At 42.8% G+C, this 17,572-nt stretch carries 18 protein-coding genes; 15 read left to right on the top strand and 3 right to left on the bottom strand.

The genetic code is table 11. The features are described from left to right. Positions 1-19 precede the first annotated feature (19 nt). The 3 genes from A5883_RS06900 to A5883_RS06910 all read left to right on the top strand — a co-directional run bounded on the left by A5883_RS06900 (position 20) and on the right by A5883_RS06910 (position 1,373). The gene (locus A5883_RS06900; RefSeq protein WP_005226139.1) at positions 20-679 is read left to right on the top strand and encodes an HD domain-containing protein; all 660 of its coding nucleotides are present in this window, start codon (positions 20-22) and stop codon (positions 677-679) included. Between the two features lie 83 nt (positions 680-762). Then, entirely contained in the window at positions 763-1,143 is a 381-nt protein-coding gene (locus tag A5883_RS06905; protein ID WP_005226138.1) for a hypothetical protein, read from the top strand. Further along, positions 1,140-1,373: a hypothetical protein gene (locus A5883_RS06910; RefSeq protein ID WP_010748385.1), complete on the top strand. Its 234-nt coding sequence runs from the start codon at positions 1,140-1,142 to the stop codon at positions 1,371-1,373. The genes A5883_RS06905 and A5883_RS06910 overlap by 4 nt, the downstream gene beginning before the upstream one ends. 156 nt (positions 1,374-1,529) lie before the next feature. Here A5883_RS06910 and A5883_RS06915 read toward each other — a convergent pair whose 3' ends face one another. Beyond that, a complete protein-coding gene (locus tag A5883_RS06915) occupies positions 1,530-1,856 on the bottom strand; it encodes a hypothetical protein (protein ID WP_010748384.1) in 327 nt (108 codons plus the stop codon). A 93-nt stretch (positions 1,857-1,949) separates the two neighbouring features. On the opposite strand from A5883_RS06915, the gene A5883_RS06920 reads away from it, so the two are divergent. Continuing rightward, positions 1,950-3,113 carry a VanZ family protein gene (locus A5883_RS06920; RefSeq protein WP_086338189.1) on the top strand — a complete coding sequence of 388 codons (1,164 nt, stop codon included), beginning with the start codon at positions 1,950-1,952 and terminating at the stop codon, positions 3,111-3,113. A 58-nt stretch (positions 3,114-3,171) separates the two neighbouring features. Beyond that, a complete protein-coding gene (locus tag A5883_RS06925) occupies positions 3,172-4,518 on the top strand; it encodes a DEAD/DEAH box helicase (protein ID WP_086338190.1) in 1,347 nt (448 codons plus the stop codon). Positions 4,519-4,549: 31 nt separating this feature from the next. On the opposite strand, the gene A5883_RS06930 is transcribed toward A5883_RS06925, so the two are convergent. Continuing rightward, a complete protein-coding gene (locus A5883_RS06930; RefSeq protein WP_086338191.1) occupies positions 4,550-4,993 on the bottom strand; it encodes a GNAT family N-acetyltransferase in 444 nt (147 codons plus the stop codon). Positions 4,994-5,063: 70 nt separating this feature from the next. Here A5883_RS06930 and A5883_RS06935 point away from each other — a divergent pair, with 70 nt between their 5' ends. The 4 genes from A5883_RS06935 to cls all read left to right on the top strand — a co-directional run bounded on the left by A5883_RS06935 (position 5,064) and on the right by cls (position 12,020). After that, complete coding sequence (locus tag A5883_RS06935; protein WP_086338192.1) at positions 5,064-6,116, top strand: DUF7278 family profilin-like fold-containing protein; 1,053 nt, start codon at positions 5,064-5,066, stop codon at positions 6,114-6,116. 351 nt (positions 6,117-6,467) lie between these two features. Further along, positions 6,468-9,110, top strand: a complete 2,643-nt coding sequence (gene alaS, locus A5883_RS06940; protein WP_086338193.1) for an alanine--tRNA ligase — start codon at positions 6,468-6,470, stop codon at positions 9,108-9,110. 276 nt (positions 9,111-9,386) lie between these two features. Then, positions 9,387-10,529: a cation diffusion facilitator family transporter gene (locus tag A5883_RS06945; RefSeq protein WP_074535780.1), complete on the top strand. Its 1,143-nt coding sequence runs from the start codon at positions 9,387-9,389 to the stop codon at positions 10,527-10,529. Between the two features lie 24 nt (positions 10,530-10,553). Beyond that, the gene (cls, locus tag A5883_RS06950) at positions 10,554-12,020 is read left to right on the top strand and encodes a cardiolipin synthase (RefSeq protein WP_086338194.1); all 1,467 of its coding nucleotides are present in this window, start codon (positions 10,554-10,556) and stop codon (positions 12,018-12,020) included. On the opposite strand, the gene A5883_RS06955 is transcribed toward cls, so the two are convergent. Further along, a complete protein-coding gene (locus tag A5883_RS06955; RefSeq protein WP_005226128.1) occupies positions 12,000-12,416 on the bottom strand; it encodes a ribonuclease HI family protein in 417 nt (138 codons plus the stop codon). The two genes, cls and A5883_RS06955, sit on opposite strands and share 21 nt — an antisense overlap. 65 nt (positions 12,417-12,481) lie before the next feature. On the opposite strand from A5883_RS06955, the gene A5883_RS06960 reads away from it, so the two are divergent. From A5883_RS06960 to A5883_RS06985, 6 genes are all read left to right on the top strand, one after another. After that, a complete protein-coding gene (locus A5883_RS06960; protein ID WP_005231379.1) occupies positions 12,482-12,892 on the top strand; it encodes an EbsA family protein in 411 nt (136 codons plus the stop codon). A 209-nt stretch (positions 12,893-13,101) separates the two neighbouring features. Beyond that, on the top strand, positions 13,102-14,772 hold the full coding sequence (locus A5883_RS06965; protein ID WP_015509731.1) for a formate--tetrahydrofolate ligase: 1,671 nt from the start codon (positions 13,102-13,104) through the stop codon (positions 14,770-14,772). A 228-nt stretch (positions 14,773-15,000) separates the two neighbouring features. Beyond that, positions 15,001-15,408 carry a hypothetical protein gene (locus A5883_RS06970; protein WP_074933801.1) on the top strand — a complete coding sequence of 136 codons (408 nt, stop codon included), beginning with the start codon at positions 15,001-15,003 and terminating at the stop codon, positions 15,406-15,408. After that, positions 15,401-16,108 (top strand): CBS domain-containing protein, encoded by a 708-nt coding sequence (locus A5883_RS06975; protein ID WP_005226123.1) that lies wholly within the window; start codon positions 15,401-15,403, stop codon positions 16,106-16,108. The genes A5883_RS06970 and A5883_RS06975 overlap by 8 nt, the downstream gene beginning before the upstream one ends. Then, the gene (gene lspA, locus A5883_RS06980) at positions 16,105-16,590 is read left to right on the top strand and encodes a signal peptidase II (RefSeq protein ID WP_005226122.1); all 486 of its coding nucleotides are present in this window, start codon (positions 16,105-16,107) and stop codon (positions 16,588-16,590) included. Before A5883_RS06975 ends, lspA begins: the two co-directional genes overlap by 4 nt. Further along, positions 16,574-17,482, top strand: a complete 909-nt coding sequence (locus A5883_RS06985) for an RluA family pseudouridine synthase (RefSeq protein ID WP_005226121.1) — start codon at positions 16,574-16,576, stop codon at positions 17,480-17,482. Before lspA ends, A5883_RS06985 begins: the two co-directional genes overlap by 17 nt. The last annotated feature ends 90 nt before the right edge of the window (positions 17,483-17,572 follow it).

Here is a 17,572-nt window from a genome sequence, read left to right on the forward strand (position 1 = left end):
TATCGAAAGAAGGAAAAAAATGAAGGAAGAATACAATGTTGCCGATCTTAGCAAAGTAATTGCTTATGCCGAAAGTATTCTGGGGAATGATTACACAGGACATGGGTTTGATCATGTCAAACGAGTGGCTGGGTTAAGTCAAGCCATCATTGATGCCGACGAATTGGCAGTTGATTGCTTTGTCGTACAGGCGGCAGCCTATCTCCATGATACGGTGGATGACAAAGTTGTGGCGGATGTCACAGCGGCGTCTAACGAAGTGCGAGCTTGTTTGACCACAGCGGGAGCCAGTGAAGCACAAACGAAAGAAATTTTTTCTATTATCGAGAATCTGTCTTTTTCAAAAGAACTTTTGCAAGGCGCGCAAGTTGTCTCAGTAGAAGGCCGCGTCGTTCGTGATGCAGATCGTCTCGATGCTTTAGGTGCGATCGGTATTTTACGGACGAGTTATTTTGGTGGCAGTCATCAACACCCGATCCATGTCAGTGACTTAGCCCCAAAGACGTTTCAAAATCATGAAGATTACCGAAAAGGGACGACGGTGATCAATCATTTTTATGAGAAACTATTTTTGCTTCCTGAAAAGATGACCACGGCGTATGGCAAAAAAGAAGCCCAACGGCGTGTGGCTTTCATGAAGGATTTTTTAGAAGAATTCTATGCAGAATGGGATGTTTAACTTTGTTTAGAGTTTTTTAAACTGAAATTCGATTATTTCCTTTTTCCTCCATTGTTCTTTATAATAATAAGTACAAAGGAGGGATGGAAATGTACTACCAACAGGCATTACAACCGAATGAACTATTGCCAGCGATTTCCAATTCAGGGGAATGCTTTTTTGTCATTCGGGCTGAGCTACCCATCCGGCAATATCAAATCGCAGTCTATCTTTACGACGATCAATTCTTTTTGTTGCAAGATGATCGCTTGTTTGATCAAATCGACCAAATCTCTAGTGAAACATTAGGGGATGAAGAAGAGATTTTACCATTTATCGAAGAAGCGCTGGAAGAAAACCATTATTTATTAGTGGAAAAAGCGTTTATTCGTTTAGATCTATCTACTTTACAAAAGATGACCGATCTTACTAGTTTCGATATCTTGTTTTATGAATTTTTTGACTCATGGGGGGAAGAAGGATGAAACGGACTGAATACGTAACGCTACAAGACCAAACATTGATCGACCTATTCCAGCAGTTAGGAGAGGATGTTTCGAATCTCGAGCTGATCGATGAAGAAAAGAATATCGATGTGGTGGTTGTGTCGAATAGTGATTGGCAATATTTATTGGAGCAAGTCAATGATGATGTGAAAGAGTCTTTTGCTGATACCTCAGAGACAGACCTGGATGAAGAACTAGCCGACGAATAAACCTTTTTTTAGTTGATAAACTGTTTTACTACGAAAGTGGCGGATGGATCTTTAGAACGGGTCTAGCAATCTAGGCAGCTTACCAAAAAAATACGAAGCGATCTCATTTCCCGTCAAGAGGAGCAGGATCAATTCGTATTTCTAGGTAAGTTGTTTTTATTTTGTCCGCAGACGAACGTTTTTGACTTTTAAATAGCCGCGAATCAAGTTGACAATCAGTAAAAGAATGCCCACAATCAATGGAATCGCTAATAAATAAGGCGAGTAAAGGTGGGTTTCTTGCACGTGTTCAAGAGATGTTTTCTCCACTTCATTGATGGCTTGTTGAATGACTTGTAAACTAAATCCTGTCAGAAAACCAGCAATGATGAAAAGGACGAAGCCTAGATAGGGAATATCGGAAGACCGGCGAAAAAGAGCAAAAGCTGCATATAAAACCAAAAGGAATGCCGGTACGCCAAAGGCAAAATAGGGATTTAACATGGTTTTTTAACCTCCTTTTCTTTTATGATACTCCAAAATTTACGTTTTGGGAAATAGCGTGTAAGATAAAAAGAAAACGTGAAGGAGTTCTTTATGTCCGCTTATATTACCCCAATAAAGGTTGCCTTGCTGGTTTTTCCTTTCCTAGCATTGGCGATATCAATGATTTTTTTTGTTATCCAATATCGAAAATACGGTCGTTTTATCTTGTCACGCGCACTGGTTCTGTATTCATTTGTCTTCTATTTATTGTGCGCCTATTTCTTAGTTATCCTACCATTGCCCTCGATCGAAGAGGTAGCACAGATGACTGGTCCTAAGATGGAATTGCAGTTAGGGGCATCGTGGCAACATTTTGTCCAACAGACCGTCTTAAACATTCACGATCCGCAAACCTATCTTCCCGCTATGAAGCAGGGGGTCTTTCTTGAGCCACTCTTTAATTTATTGTTGACCTTACCATTTGGGGTCTATTTGCGTTATTACTTCAAATGTTCCTTTTTAAAAACACTCGTTATTACGTTTTGCCTGACGTTGTTTTTTGAATTAACGCAGTTGACGGGCCTATATTTTATTTATCCTCGTCCGTATCGCTTATTCGATGTCAATGATCTCTTTGTCAATACAGTTGGAGGGCTTGTGGGCTGGACGATCGCCCCACTTTTTACGTTCTTATTGCCATCAAGGGAAGAGATGGATGCCGATTCTTACGCCAAAGGCACTCGGGTGACTGTGACACGAAGGGTGTTTGCTTGGTTGATCGACTGGGGAATACTGAATGTGATCAGTTTCCTTGTGGTGATCGCTGTTCGTTTGCTCACTCAACAGACGGTACGGGACTTTAGTGGGGACTATTGGTACTTTGCTCTTGAAGTGTTGCTGTACTTTGTGTTGTTGGCTTACCTTGCCAAAGGACAAACGATTGGAAAAAAACTCGTACGAATCAAAATCATGCAAGAAGGCCGTGAGCGTGTCAGCTTGGGGGCGTTATTGAAACGCTATGGCTTGTTTTATCTGATTTATGCCAGCATCAGTCGGGTCAATATCTTCTTCGCTCCGTTTCTTGAGTCCAACAATCTGCTGCTTTTAGTCGTTAGTTTGTTGATGGTAGTTATTTTTGGGTTGATCCAGTTTGGTTTTTACTTGAATCTCTTGTGGGCAGCAATAAAAAAAGAAAGTCGCTTTTTCTATGAACGCCGCAGTGCAACGTATACTATCAGTACGATCGATCTTCAATCGATTACAAAAGAAAGTTAGGAAAACAAGGCAACATATGCTATAATCCAAAGGATGCTAAAAGAAAGAAGGTGTTTGAATGTCTTTTGAGTCATTTAAATTTCAACCATTTATTTATGAAGCACTTGCTGATAAAAAGTTCTCTAAACCAACAGAAGTGCAAGAAAAACTGATACCTGTTATCCAAAAAGGACGCAGTGTTGTAGGGCAATCACAGACCGGAAGTGGTAAGACCCACACATTTTTACTGCCGTTGATGGATAAAATCGATGCCGAAAAAGATGAAGTGCAAGTAGTGATCACTGCACCGAGTCGTGAATTAGCCACGCAAATCTATCACGCCGCAAAACAAATCGGCGGATTTCATGATCCTGAAATTCGAGTGTCAAATTTCGTCGGAGGAACGGATAAGCAACGTCAATTAAGCCGTCTGCAAAATCAACAGCCCCATGTCGTGATTGGGACACCTGGTCGTATCTTGGATATGATCAACGAACAAGCGTTAGGGGTTCACACTGCCAATGTATTTGTCGTGGATGAAGCAGACATGACCTTGGATATGGGCTTTTTGGAAGAAGTCGATCAAATTGCGGGGCGTTTGCCTGAGAAACTACAAATGCTGGTTTTCTCCGCAACGATTCCAGAGAAATTGCGCCCATTCTTGAAAAAATACATGGCCAATCCATTGATCGAAGAAATCAAATCGAAAGCAGTCATCTCTGATACGATCGAGAATTGGTTGATTTCTACCAAAGGGAAAAATACCAATAAATTGATCTATCAATTATTGACTACAGGCCATCCCTATCTTGCCATCGTTTTTGCCAACACGAAGAGCCGTGTGGATGAAATTACGGATTACTTAAAGGAACAAGGCTTAAAAGTAGCGAAGATCCACGGCGACATCAGTCCTCGTGAAAGAAAACGGATCATGCGCCAAGTGCAAAATTTGGACTACCAATATGTTGTCGCAACAGATTTAGCTGCGCGAGGAATTGATATTGAAGGGGTTTCTCATGTCATCAATGCTGAGATTCCAGCTGATTTGGATTTCTTTATCCACCGTGTTGGTCGGACCGGTCGAAACCAAATGGATGGGACCGCGATCACTTTTTATGATCCAAGCGATGAAGGGGCAATCCAAGCCATCGAAGATCTAGGGGTTGTTTTCCAACCGAAGGAAATCAAAAATGGCGAGATCGTTGCGACTTACGATCGGAATCGTCGGCAAAAGCGAGAAAAATCTCGTGACGAATTAGACCCAACCTTGATTGGCTTAGTCAAGAAAAAGAAGAAAAAAATCAAGCCTGGCTACAAGAAAAAAATTCAATGGGCTGTTGATAAGAAGAACAAAGAAAAACGGAAGATCGAACGTCGTCAAACGACTCGAACGGCCCGCAAAAACAAGAAAAATTCGAATAGCTAATGCTTAGCAAAACAGCAGTCAAGGAAGAGAACTACTCTTCCTTGACTGCTGTTTTTAATTGTTTGGTCATTTCTACACACAATACGCCATCTTCAGCATAGGGTTCAGATGTTTTTTGATACCCACAGGATTCATAAAACGCACAAGCGTCGATCTCTGCGGATAACACTGATTGGAGGGCACCCTCTTGGATACCACGCATTTCGAGATAATGCAATAATTTGGTGCCGTATCCTTGGTGCCGATAGGCCTTGGCTACGCAAAAGCGATCAGGTTGCAGGGTGTTTGGCGTAGAGAATTGATATCTGATGGTAGCGATCGGGATGCGTCCATCTAGCCAAAGATAGTATGGGCAAGTTTGGTCTTTTTCATCAAATTCCCAATCTATAGGAATGTGCTGTTCTTCCACAAAAACGGCTTGCCGCAGGGCGAAAACCGCTTGTAGCATCCACGGACTGCGTCCAAAATAAAGCATCAGTCGTTTTCCTCCTTTTTCGTGGTATACTCGTTATATAGTAATTGTAGCAGATGAGAGGAGAAATGACGTGGATTTTTTTGAGGCGTTACAATGGTCAAATTGGAAGACACTGTCCTTTGAAATCAAAGAACAGCTGATCCAGCAAATTTTAATGTATTTTGTCAGTCCTTTAAAGGAGATCACCGATGTCCATTTTAGTCAGTTGACGTATGCAGGGTTGAAATGTGCTACCTTTGAATTAACGATCGATGGCGAAGACTTTGTCTTTATACCAGGGAACTCTGAGGCGATCTTAGGTTGGGATCTCGGTGTGCAAGGATTACCGGCTACTTGCTGGAGTAAAAATTGGCAGTCAGCCCCCAACGAAATCATTCGCCAGTTGGAAACAATCTATGAGTTAGAAACCAGCCAGGATTGGGGGATTTTTGTCAATGAGTCTACGAGCCCTTTGCGCAAAGCTGTGATTGATCCTATGCTAGTCCAAAAAAGTTCTCTGCCTGCTGGCGCAAGGTATATCGGGCAGTTAAATACGATCACTGGGGAGTTTCACGGGTTAGTCGATCAATTCAGTGTTTTCGAAAAAGAGCTAAAGGCACAATTCACAGCACCAGCGTCCTTTGAGGAAAGCTTGCGTTGGGAATTACCCGCTTTTTATCACGAAGAGAATCGCTATTTTGCTGCACTCGAGCCGTTATCGGAAACCTATCGGTTATTTACCCACGAATCCGTCAGTCAAACAGAATTGAAACAGCAGTTAGACAAACAAGGCTTTCAGCTGCTATCAGAGGATCAATGGGAATACGTTTGCGGTGCTGCGACTCGGCGACTTTTTCGCTGGGGCAATGAAAAGTCCTGCGACGATGGTGTCTCTTTGTCAACCGCTGAATTGCTTGAACCGAATTTATTTGGCTGCACCTATGGGCTTGCGGATGCGTGGGAGCTGACAGATGGCTTGTCTTTAAAAATGGAGAACTGGCAGATTTGTGGGCATCCTTTATTCGATGCCTTGCCATATGCCAGTTATTACCGTTCACGGAAAATGCTGCAGCCAGATCAAAAGCTTTCTCCCCAGAGCTATCGTTACCGCAAAGCGATTCTGATCAACAAAGAACGGATTTGAGGATTGACTTTTTCGAAACATTTCCTTATACTTTGAATGACGAAGGATATGGTCGGTTTGATGATTCATTACAGAAAGTTTTTCACTGCTGAGAGAAAAACATGAATTCGGACGGATTGCTCCCTTTGGTGCTCAACTGCAGCAGAAATGTTGCCGTCCACTCCGCGTTAACGAGTCTAAGAGGTAATGAGTCACATCATTGCAAGCAAGGTGGTACCGCGTATCGACGTCCTTGCTCTGCAATGGTGTTTTTTTATCGTCAAAATGACTCTACAGGAATAAGAGCGCCTTACCAGCAATTTTGTCAGCCCCTGTATCTTAAGCGAACACAGAAGAAAGTAGGAGAATAACGTGAAACAATTATCCAGTGCAGAAGTACGCCAAATGTTTTTGGACTTCTTTCAATCAAAAGGACATTCCATCGAGCCGAGTGCGTCCCTTGTTCCAGTCAACGATCCAACCCTGTTATGGATCAATTCAGGGGTGGCAACGCTAAAAAAATATTTTGATGGCAGTGTTGTTCCTGAAAACCCAAGAATTACCAATGCGCAAAAATCGATTCGGACTAACGACATTGAAAACGTTGGGAAAACAGCAAGACATCATACGATGTTTGAAATGCTAGGCAACTTTTCAATCGGCGATTACTTCAAAAATGAGGCGATCCATTGGGCATGGGAGTTTTTGACCTCACCAGAATGGATGGCTTTTGATTCAGACAAATTATATGTCACGGTTTATCCAAAAGACACAGAAGCAAAACGGATTTGGGCAGAAGAAGTCGGCTTACCACCAGAGCATATCGTTGAGATTGAAGACAACTTTTGGGACATCGGTGCAGGACCTTGTGGACCGGATTCAGAGATTTTCTATGACCGTGGTCCTGAGTTTAATGACGTAGCGGAAGATAATCCCGAAAACTACCCTGGTGGCGAAAATGAACGCTATTTGGAAATCTGGAATCTGGTCTTTTCAGAATTCAATCATCAACCAGATGGCTCCTATGAACCACTACCACATAAAAACATTGATACGGGGATGGGGCTGGAACGAATGGTTTCCATCGTTCAAAATGCACCAACCAATTTTGAAACAGACTTGTTTCTGCCGATCATTAATGCAGTGGCAGATTTAAGCGGTCGTGTGAACTACGGCGACAGCAAAACGACAGATATCTCCTTTAAAGTGATTGCAGACCATATCCGCGCACTTTCTTTTGCGATCGGCGATGGGGCACTTCCTTCAAATGAAGGCCGTGGCTATGTTTTACGTCGTTTATTACGTCGTGCAGTCATGCATGGGAAAAAATTAGGGATCGATACTGCCTTCTTATACAAATTAGTACCGATCGTTGGCGAGATCATGGAAAGCTACTATCCTGAAGTACTAGAGCAGCAAGAATTTATTGAGAAAGTGATCCGCAACGAGGAAGAACGTTTCCATGAAACGATCAATGAAGGGTTAGATATTTTAAATCAAGTGATCGCCCAAGTAAAAGCAGACGGTCAAGATACGTTAGCTGGTCAAGATATTTTCAAATTGTATGACACTTACGGATTCCCAGTTGAATTGACAGAAGAAGTGGCGGAAGACGAAGGGTTGAAAGTGGACCACCAAGGGTTCGAACAAGAAATGGATGCACAACGTGCCCGCGCTCGTGCGGCTCGACAAACAGAGCTTTCGATGGGCGTACAATCCGCTTTATTGACAGATATCAAAGTAGACAGCCGTTTCGTTGGCTATGATTCACTTGAAGCAAACAGCGAATTATTAGTGATCATCCAAGACGAAGCGTTACATGATTCTGTTTCGACAGGTGAAGCAAAACTGATTTTTGCCGAAACACCATTCTACGCAGAAATGGGTGGACAAGTTGCGGACACAGGCACGATCGTAGCAGAAGATGGTACGATCGTAGCGGAAGTGACGGATGTCAAAAAAGCACCGAACGGTCAGTTCTTGCATACTGCTACAATCAAAGCGCCACTAAAAGAAGGCGTGAACTATTTCTTACAAGTGGATCAGCATCGTCGCAATAAGATCATTAAAAATCATACGGCGACTCACTTATTGCATAAAGCCTTAAAAGAAGTATTAGGCAGCCATGCGAACCAAGCAGGTTCATTAGTTGCTCCAGGACATTTGCGCTTTGACTTTAGTCATTTTGGGCAAGTGACCAGCGAAGAGCTGAGCCAAATGGAACAAATCGTCAACCAGAAAATTTGGGAAGCTCTTCCTGTTGTGACGATCGAAACGGATATCGATACCGCAAAAGGCATGGGAGCGATGGCACTCTTTGGTGAAAAATATGGGCATGACGTTCGCGTCGTCAATGTTGCCGATTGGTCGATCGAATTATGTGGGGGAACCCATGTAGCAAATACGGAGGATATCGGTATTTTCAAAATCGTTTCTGAATCAGGGATCGGTGCTGGTGTTCGTCGAATCGAAGCAGTGACTAGTCAAGAAGCTTATACGTTATTGCATGAAGAAGAAGCGCAATTAAAAGCAATTGCAGGGATCGTTAAATCCGCCCAATTAAAAGAAGTCGTTGCCAAAACAGAACAACTGCAAGCGCAGCTGCGTGAATTGCAAAAAGAAAACGAAGCTCTTGCCAGCAAGTTAGCAAACCAGCAAGCAGGGGATGTTTTCAAAGATGTTAAAGAAGTAAATGGTCTGCGTCTGATCACAGCAAAAGTGACTGTAAAGGACATGAACCAATTACGTCAACTAGCTGACCAATGGAAACAAAAAGACCATTCTGATATTTTAGTGTTAGCTACCGCGAATGATGGCAAAGTGAATCTTTTAGCTGCCATGAACAAAGCAGCCAACGAAAAAGGATTGAAAGCAGGCGATTTGATCAAAGAGATCGCACCTAAAGTTGGCGGCGGCGGTGGCGGCCGTCCTGATATGGCACAAGCCGGCGGGAAGAATCCAGAAGGAATCGCAGCAGCACTTGAGACAGCAGCAGCGTGGTTAGCTGCCAAGTAAGCACACTATGGTTGAATCTGTACCCGCGAGTTCCTTTCCTTTAAGAAGATAGGTGAAAGAGGAGCGTAGGTCTTTAACACATTCCTTTTTTGAACGAAGATGACGGAGGGGGAGACCCTTCCGTTATCTTTTTCCTTTTTTCCTACGTGTTATCTGAAAATGCGTTTGATAATTGAAGGGAATTCGCTTTTTTTTCGAAAAAACGATACGAATAGTTGTTTAATTGAATTCCTTCGGGGTAAAATAAGAAAGATGGTTTTTTGAGAGGGTGATGATTTGCTAAACTTTTTTTTAGATCGTAGCAAAAAAAATGGTGTCTACGAACGTACAGCCATCGGGAAATTAGCAGGCAGCCTCGGGTTGCTTTCCAACCTACTATTATTTGCCGGGAAATTTATCATTGGCTTATCTGCCCAGTCTGTTTCGATTATGGCAGATGCCATCAACAGTCTTTCAGATACCGCTTCGTCTATTTTAACATTGATCGGTTTTCGGATCTCTGCGAAACCAGCCGACAGTGAACATCCATATGGTCATGAGCGATTTGAAGCCATCAGTGGGTTTGTAGTATCTTTGATCATCACGTTTGTTGGCGGCCAATTTCTCATCAGCTCTGTGCAACGCATCATGGAACCGACGAGTATCCGTCTTTCCCCACTATTGTTTATCGTTTTGGTCTTATCGATTTTGATCAAAATCTGGCAGGGAGCGATGTACCGCAAACTGGCGAACCTGATCGGCTCTCAAACACTTAAAGCCAGCGGACAAGACAGTCTCAACGATGTGTATACAACGGGGGCAGTTTTGTTTTCAGCAACGATCGAGTGGTTGACTGGCCTACGTATCGATGGCTTCGTCGGCTGTCTGATTGCCTTGTATATTTTGATTAGCGGAATCAAAATGATTCGTTCCTTTATCAACGAATTATTAGGGGCACGCCCAACCCAAGAAGAAGTAGCTGCCATGGAGCAACGCTTGGATCACTATCCGACGATTCTCGGTTACCATGATTTACTGGTTCATAATTATGGACCGAAAAATCGCTTTGCCAGTGTGCATATCGAAGTGGATGAAACGTGGTCTTTACGGGAAGCGCATGAGGTGATTGATGCGATTGAACAAGATTTTCGCCAATCTTTAAAGGTCGACCTGGTCTGTCATCTTGATCCCGTACCAATTCAAGATCAGCAGTATCGGCATTTAAAAAAAGAAGTGTCAAAGATCATTCGCTTCGTTGACCCACAGTTACGGATGCATGATTTTCAGGTCAAAGGAGATCTGTTGGCTTTTGATTTAGTGATTCCCGCAAAATCGGCGTATAGTGATCAAGAAATCGAAGAAATGCTGAAACAAAAAATCAAAGAAACACTAGGGGACTATGAATTGAAGCTTGCTTTCGATCACAGTTACCTATTATAGGGTTACAGGATATAGGAGGAAACTATGATAAAAATGGATATGAGCATGATTTCCACGGTATTATTGGCACTATTGTTTATTAATACGATCGCTGCCTTTATTACTGTTTTTCGGAAACCACGCTCGATTGCAAGTGTCTTTGCTTGGATGATGACGTTGGTATTCATCCCCGGCATCGGGTTCTTGTTGTACTTGTTTTGTGGTCGGGGGATCGACGGAGAAATTATTTATAAATTTAGTGAGCACCACCAAAGTAGGATCAATGAGTTGAATCAAATCATCAAAGTGCACAATTATTCTTTTCCTGAACATCCTTACTCAGATGACAATCATCTATTAGAGCGCTATTTTAAGAACCTTGATGAATCGCCCTTGACGAAAGGAAACAAAGTAGAATTTTATACAGATGGAAAAGAAAAATTTGCCGCATTGTTTGAGGATATGAAGCAAGCAGAAGATAATCTGCATGTGGAGTATTATTCGTTTTTTAATGATGAGATCGGTGGCCAATTCTTGACAATCTTGATCGATAAAGCCCGTGAAGGTGTTGAAGTGCGTTTGGTCTATGATCCATGGGGGTCACCGAAGGCCAATCGGAAATTCTTTCAACCGTTGATTGATGCCGGTGGAAAAGTCGTGCCTTTCATCACTTCGAAGAACCTAATCCGCAACACACGATTGAACTACCATCTACATCGAAAAATCGTTGTGATCGACGGTCAAATCGGATGGACTGGCGGCTTTAATGTCGGCGATCAGTATTTAGGGAAAAAGGCCAAATTTGGCTATTGGCGAGACACCCATGCGAGAATCGTAGGTACTGCCAGTTTTACACTACAAGAGATTTTTATTCGTGACTGGAACGCATCTGTAAAAAGAGAAGAGGATCAGCTGGAATACGAGGATCGCTACTTTATTCTACCGCCGAAAGAGCGCTCTGGAAATGTTGATTTGCAGATCGTCGCTGATGGGCCTGAAAGTGAGACCCAAATTCTCAAAGGCGGTTTTGTAAAAATGATCTTAGCTGCCAAAGAATCGATTTGGATCCAAACGCCTTATTTGATTCCTGATGACAGTATGATGAACGCATTGGAAATTGCCATCCACTCAGGTGTAGACGTTCGAATCATGATTCCATGTATGCCTGACCACCCATTCATTTATCGGGCAACACAGCATTATGCCAATTACTTGCATCGCCGTGGTGCAAAAATCTACATCTATAACAATGGTTTCCTCCATGCGAAGACGGTCATGATGGATGATACCATTAGTTCCTTTGGGACGACGAATCAAGACATTCGGAGTTATGCCTTGAATTTTGAAGTCAATGCCTTCGCCTACGATCACGATGTCACGCAAACGTTGAAAGGCTTCTTTGAAGAGGATATGGCACAATCAACATTACTGACGGATGAAATTTTGGCGAAGCAATCTTACTGGTTGCGCTTCAAACAAAACTTCTCTCGGTTATTGTCTCCGATCCTTTAATTTCATCGCTTTTGCTAATCCTTGGCGTGCCAAATGGTCGGCACCTTTGTTTTGACTCTCAGGGACCCATTGGATGATTGCTAAAGCGAACTGTTTCAACAAGTATTGAATTTCTGTTAAATAATCAGAAAAAGCAGGGTTTTTGGTATAATTCTTGTCGATGGTCTGCGCAACGACTTTGCTGTCGGTATAGAGCATAATTGTCTGTTCCTGTAAACCTTTGTCAATCAGCAGCTGCAACGCATTGACCATCACAGCGAACTCTGCTTGGTGGTTGGTTGAATCAGGTAGCGGAAACGCAATTTGTTCATGCAGATCAGTACCGACAATGACGATTCCACCGCCACTAGGGCCGGGGTTGCCTTTCGTGGAAGCATCAAGATAAACTTTTAACATTGTCTCACCCTTTTTTGATATGATAAAGATAGTATACTAGAAATTTTATGTTGTGAGGAACTTTTATGAAGCGTAAATTGTATTGGCAACCGGAAGCTGCTACAGCGATCATTTATTGGTCGTTTACTATGATGATATTATTTATCAGTTTGATTCTTTCGTTAGAAAATACCAGACCTTATTGGAAAAGCAACCTCGTTTTAGCCGTCTTTTTCTTTTTTGTATGGTTAGGGATTCACCGAAGCATGCTCATCAGGAATGATTTGCTCCTGATTCGCTATGCGCGCTTATGGAAGAAAAGCCTTATTTCTTTACCTGAGATAGAAAAATGGCAAATTATAAACCGTTTAATAAGCATTACCGATCATCAAAAAACGTATACCTTCACGTTGCGTAAAAAAGATGTGGCATGGTTAGAAACTTTTTTTCAAGAAAAAATCCCTGAAAAAAGGGTGCAGGTCAAAACCAACGAGTAATTCATAGAAATCTAGAAAGCAGCGATCACTCCTTTTGGCGTTACAGCCTTAAGAGGGACGTTGTTTTTTGTTTACATAAAGGATTCGTGAAACTTCTTGTAAAAGTGTGAAAAATCTCTCTTTCTTTCTGAATAAAATCAAGTATAATAAGAGCATAGCAAACAAAATACATTTTAAAGTGCTAAATAGTTCGTGAATTGAGGGTAAAAATGAAATCAGATATCGAAATTGCACAAGAATCAATGCCTAAACCGATTATTGAAATTGCTGAACCACTTGGTTTAACAGGCGATGACCTGGAACTTTATGGCAAGTATAAAGCAAAAATCGAATGGTCGGCAATCACCGAAAAAGCAAACAATCCGCTGGGTAAACTCATTTTAGTCACAGCGATCAGTCCGACACCCGCTGGAGAAGGCAAGTCAACCGTGACCATTGGACTTGCAGATGCGTTAAATCAAATCGGCAAGCAAACCGTCATCGCTTTACGTGAGCCATCTTTAGGACCAGTAATGGGCATCAAAGGCGGCGCCACCGGCGGCGGCAAAGCACAAGTGTTGCCGATGGAGGACATCAACTTACACTTCACTGGCGATATGCATGCGATCACAGCAGCAAACAATGCCTTGTCTGCATTGATCGACAATCATATCCAGCAAGGCAATGAGTTGGGGATCGACGGACGTCGGGTCACATGGAAACGAGTTGTCGATTTGAATGATCGAGCGTTACGACAAGTGATTGTCGGTCTAGGGGGACCGTTACAAGGCGTTCCCCGAGAAGACGGTTTTGACATCACCGTTGCTAGTGAAATCATGGCGATTTTGTGCTTGGCAACAAGCATTGATAATTTAAAAGAGCGATTAGGAAAGATTTTAATTGGTTATTCTTTTGAGAAACAACCGATTTACGTAAAAGATCTGGCGGTCCAAGGTGCTTTAGCCTTACTTTTAAAAGATGCCCTCAAACCGAATCTTGTTCAAACGATTGAAGGAACCCCTGCGCTGATCCATGGCGGACCTTTTGCAAATATCGCCCATGGGTGTAATAGTGTCATCGCAACCGAGACGGCTTTGCACTTAGGCGAATACACGGTGACCGAAGCTGGGTTTGGTGCTGACTTAGGGGCAGAGAAATTTCTTGATATCAAAACACCGAACTTATCAAAGGCACCAGATGCGATCGTAGTAGTAGCGACGATCAGAGCACTGAAGATGCATGGTGGGGTCGCTGTGGCTGATTTAGGGACAGAAAACTTAAAAGCATTAGAGTTAGGCTTCAGTAATTTAAAGCGACATGTTGAAAACATGCGTAAATACGGGATTCCAGTTGTCGTTGCGCTTAATGAGTTCTCACAAGACACCGAAGCGGAGCGAACACTAGTCGAAACCATGTGCCAGCAAATCGACGTCACCATCGCACGGACAGCCGTTTGGGCAGACGGTGGTGCAGGTGGAACGGATCTAGCAAAAGCAGTGGTTCAAGTAATCGAGGAAAAACCTGCCAACTATCAACGCTTGTATACCGACGATTTGCCTTTAGCGGATAAAGCTTCTTTGATCGTGCGTGAGATCTATGGCGGGGCAGAGGTTGAGTTTGCGCCGAAAGCCAAGGCACAGTTGCAAAGCTTCAAAGAACAAGGCTGGGATCAGCTGCCGATCTGTATGGCAAAAACCCAGTATTCCTTCAGTGATGATCCAAAGCGATTGGGCGCACCAGATGACTTTACAGTAACGATTCGCGAATTCGTGCCAAAATTAGGGGCTGGCTTTATCGTAGCCTTGACAGGTGCCGTGATGACGATGCCAGGATTACCGAAGAAACCTGCCGCCATCAATATGGACGTGACTTCTGATGGCCAAGCGATCGGTCTTTTCTAAAAGAGCTATCACAAACAAAGAAGGCATTCGCGGCATTTGAAACGGAAAAACGGAAAGAGATGATTTGAAAGGACGGGTGCAAGCGGCATTCGTCTTTTTCTCGTTCATTAGACGTGATGGAAGATAAAAGTAGGGATTCTTGTTATAATAATCAAGGAAGCAAGCAAAAGTCTATTTTCTTTCTTTTGATAATCAAGTATACTTAACCAATTGAGGTGATCTTTGTCAATGGAGCTACAACTAACTAGGAGGACTGGTTTTTATGGAATGGGCAGTCCCTTGGAGGTCATGCAAGGAAAAAAAAGAATCGCTGCCATCAATCATCAGCAAACGATTTTTTTGGGGCTAGCTGAGCAGACGCCGATTCGTGTGCGCATGTTTTTTTTAGAAAGTCAGCCTTTTCAGTTACCAAAAGGCCAATCAGCGCTCAAGCTGGAGGTCGTGATGAATCCTGCGCTTAAAAGAATATATATCGGCTTTTATTTAAGCCTTTTTCTCATGATGGGGGTATTGGGCTTATTATCCATCTCCCTTTACTCGTTGCTTTTTGTCGGTGTGTATTTAGTGGCATATTTTGTCTTTATTTTGATTTATTTAAAAAAAGCGTATCTTATCAAGGAGGTTCCTCATGGCTAGTGGTGCAGATCAATTTTTGAGCAGTTTCAATCGAATCGAAAAGCGGCTTCGTGACGAATTGGATAATCCGCGGAATATGGGTTTTTCTGAAATGGTTCGTCGCTTGTCAAAAAGCAAAAATATCAATGTCAGAAGAGCAGAAGATGATCTATTACAAATGGCTCAGCTGCGCAATGCCATCGTACATGAAAAAATCGGAGAAAACTTTGTCATTGCGGAACCGAATGAATGGGTCGTCAATCGCATCCAAGAAATTGAACGCTCCTTGCTGGCACCTGAAAAAGTCATGCCGCGTTTTGCGAAACGAGTGACTGGTTTTGAAAAGCACCTGCCATTACCAGAGTTATTGAAAATCGTTGCCCAAAAGCGCTATTCACAATTTCCGATCTATGATAATGGTCGATTTTTGGGCTTGATCACCTTGCGGATGCTGGGATACTGGTTAGCGAAAGAAAGTCTCCATGGTGAAATCAAGTTGGCAGGCAGAACGGCAGATGAATTATTAGCAGGAGATGGGAAACGATCGAATTATTGTTTCGTGTCGGCTGAAACGACCATCGTAGAAGTGGAAGAATTGTTTCAAAAAAATGCCCTGCTTGAGGCGGTTTTGATCACCAAGGATAAAAATCCGAATGGAAATCTCTTGGGCATCATCCGTCCGCGAGATATTTTTAAAGAAGAAAGAGTGGAAAATTTATGATCGCGTTGTTTTTTTTGTTAAGTGCTGTTGTCATTGGCTTGGATCAATGGCTGAAAATTTGGATCGTTGCCAATTATCAACTGGGTGAAACACATTCTCTGATCGACAATGTGTTGTCCCTGACCTATCTTCAGAATACGGGTGCAGCTTGGAGTATTCTAGAAGGAAAAATCACCTTTTTTGCGATCATCACCGTTATCGCGGTTGCTGTTGTTGTTTACCTATTGTTTCGCTACCAAAAAAGCAGTCTATGGTTTCGTTTCGGACTGGCGTTTGTTCTAGGTGGGGCGATCGGTAATTTTATCGATCGGTTGCAGCATGGCTTTGTGGTCGATATGTTCCAGCTTGATTTTATCAATTTCCCAATTTTCAATATCGCTGATATGTCATTAGTGTTCGGGGTGATCTTGATTTTTATTTATGCACTGGTAGATGACGAAGCAAAAGGGAAACAAGGAGAATCAAATGGAAAAGCAAATTGAAGTAATCATTAAAGAAGAAAAAGGGCGGGTCGACAAAGTGTTGGCTGAACGCTTGCCAAATCATAGTCGGTCACAAATCCAGCAGTGGCTAAAAGAAGATGCGGTCACATTGAAGGGCGAAACGGTTCGGGCAAATTATAAGGTAAAAGCAGGTGATCACTTGATCATCCAAGTACCAGAACCTGAAGTTGTAGACTTACAACCAGAAAATATTCCTTTGACGATCGTCTATCAAGATGCTGATGTGGCAGTCATCAACAAACCGCAAGGGATGGTGGTTCATCCATCCGCTGGGCATCCAAATGGCACCTTGGTTAATGCGTTATTGTACCATATGGATGATTTATCCACGATCAATGATGTTGTTCGGCCAGGAATCGTTCATCGAATCGACAAAGATACGTCGGGTCTGTTAATGATCGCCAAAAATGATCAGGCACATGAGTCGTTAGCGAAACAATTGAAAGACAAAACATCGTTACGCAAGTATGTAGCATTGGTTCATGGTACGATCAGCCACGAAAAAGGCACCATCAATGCACCGATCGGTCGCTCAAAAGTCAATCGCAAAATGCAAGCCGTGATCGAAAATGGCAAACCCGCTGTCACTCACTTCACCGTGTTGGAGCGCTTCGAGCAGTTCACCTTAGTAGAACTACAGCTGGAAACAGGAAGAACCCATCAAATAAGAGTCCACATGCAGTACATCGGTTTTCCGCTAGCTGGCGATCCGCTATATGGACCTAAACGCACGCTAAAAGGCAATGGGCAGTTTTTACATGCCAAGCTTCTAGGCTTCACCCACCCAACAACAGGCGAGTCGCTAGTCTTTGAAGCGCCATTACCAGAGCTGTTCGCGGACACGTTAAAAAAATTGCGAAAAAATGATTGATTTTTTTGTGTGAGAACTGTATAGTAATTGTAACAACTAAATAGCTCCTTTAAATGTAGTCCCGTGAGGCTAAGAAGGAATGAGTAAGCA

Origin of the sequence: Enterococcus sp. 5B3_DIV0040, assembly GCF_002140755.1 — a bacterium.
Classification (GTDB): domain Bacteria; phylum Bacillota; class Bacilli; order Lactobacillales; family Enterococcaceae; genus Enterococcus_D; species Enterococcus_D casseliflavus.

What these genes read in the sequence shown, in the direction of transcription:
- A5883_RS06900 (WP_005226139.1), top strand. Translation starts at nt 20, where the DNA reads ATGAAGGAAGAATACAATGTTGCCGATCTTAGCAAAGTAATTGCTTAT.
- A5883_RS06905 (WP_005226138.1), top strand. Translation starts at nt 763, where the DNA reads ATGGAAATGTACTACCAACAGGCATTACAACCGAATGAACTATTGCCA.
- A5883_RS06910 (WP_010748385.1), top strand. Translation starts at nt 1,140, where the DNA reads ATGAAACGGACTGAATACGTAACGCTACAAGACCAAACATTGATCGAC.
- A5883_RS06915 (WP_010748384.1), bottom strand. Translation starts at nt 1,856, where the DNA reads ATGTTAAATCCCTATTTTGCCTTTGGCGTACCGGCATTCCTTTTGGTT.
- A5883_RS06920 (WP_086338189.1), top strand. Translation starts at nt 1,950, where the DNA reads ATGTCCGCTTATATTACCCCAATAAAGGTTGCCTTGCTGGTTTTTCCT.
- A5883_RS06925 (WP_086338190.1), top strand. Translation starts at nt 3,172, where the DNA reads ATGTCTTTTGAGTCATTTAAATTTCAACCATTTATTTATGAAGCACTT.
- A5883_RS06930 (WP_086338191.1), bottom strand. Translation starts at nt 4,993, where the DNA reads ATGCTTTATTTTGGACGCAGTCCGTGGATGCTACAAGCGGTTTTCGCC.
- cls (WP_086338194.1), top strand. Translation starts at nt 10,554, where the DNA reads ATGATAAAAATGGATATGAGCATGATTTCCACGGTATTATTGGCACTA.
- A5883_RS06955 (WP_005226128.1), bottom strand. Translation starts at nt 12,416, where the DNA reads ATGTTAAAAGTTTATCTTGATGCTTCCACGAAAGGCAACCCCGGCCCT.
- A5883_RS06960 (WP_005231379.1), top strand. Translation starts at nt 12,482, where the DNA reads ATGAAGCGTAAATTGTATTGGCAACCGGAAGCTGCTACAGCGATCATT.
- A5883_RS06965 (WP_015509731.1), top strand. Translation starts at nt 13,102, where the DNA reads ATGAAATCAGATATCGAAATTGCACAAGAATCAATGCCTAAACCGATT.
- A5883_RS06970 (WP_074933801.1), top strand. Translation starts at nt 15,001, where the DNA reads ATGGAGCTACAACTAACTAGGAGGACTGGTTTTTATGGAATGGGCAGT.
- A5883_RS06975 (WP_005226123.1), top strand. Translation starts at nt 15,401, where the DNA reads ATGGCTAGTGGTGCAGATCAATTTTTGAGCAGTTTCAATCGAATCGAA.
- lspA (WP_005226122.1), top strand. Translation starts at nt 16,105, where the DNA reads ATGATCGCGTTGTTTTTTTTGTTAAGTGCTGTTGTCATTGGCTTGGAT.
- A5883_RS06985 (WP_005226121.1), top strand. Translation starts at nt 16,574, where the DNA reads ATGGAAAAGCAAATTGAAGTAATCATTAAAGAAGAAAAAGGGCGGGTC.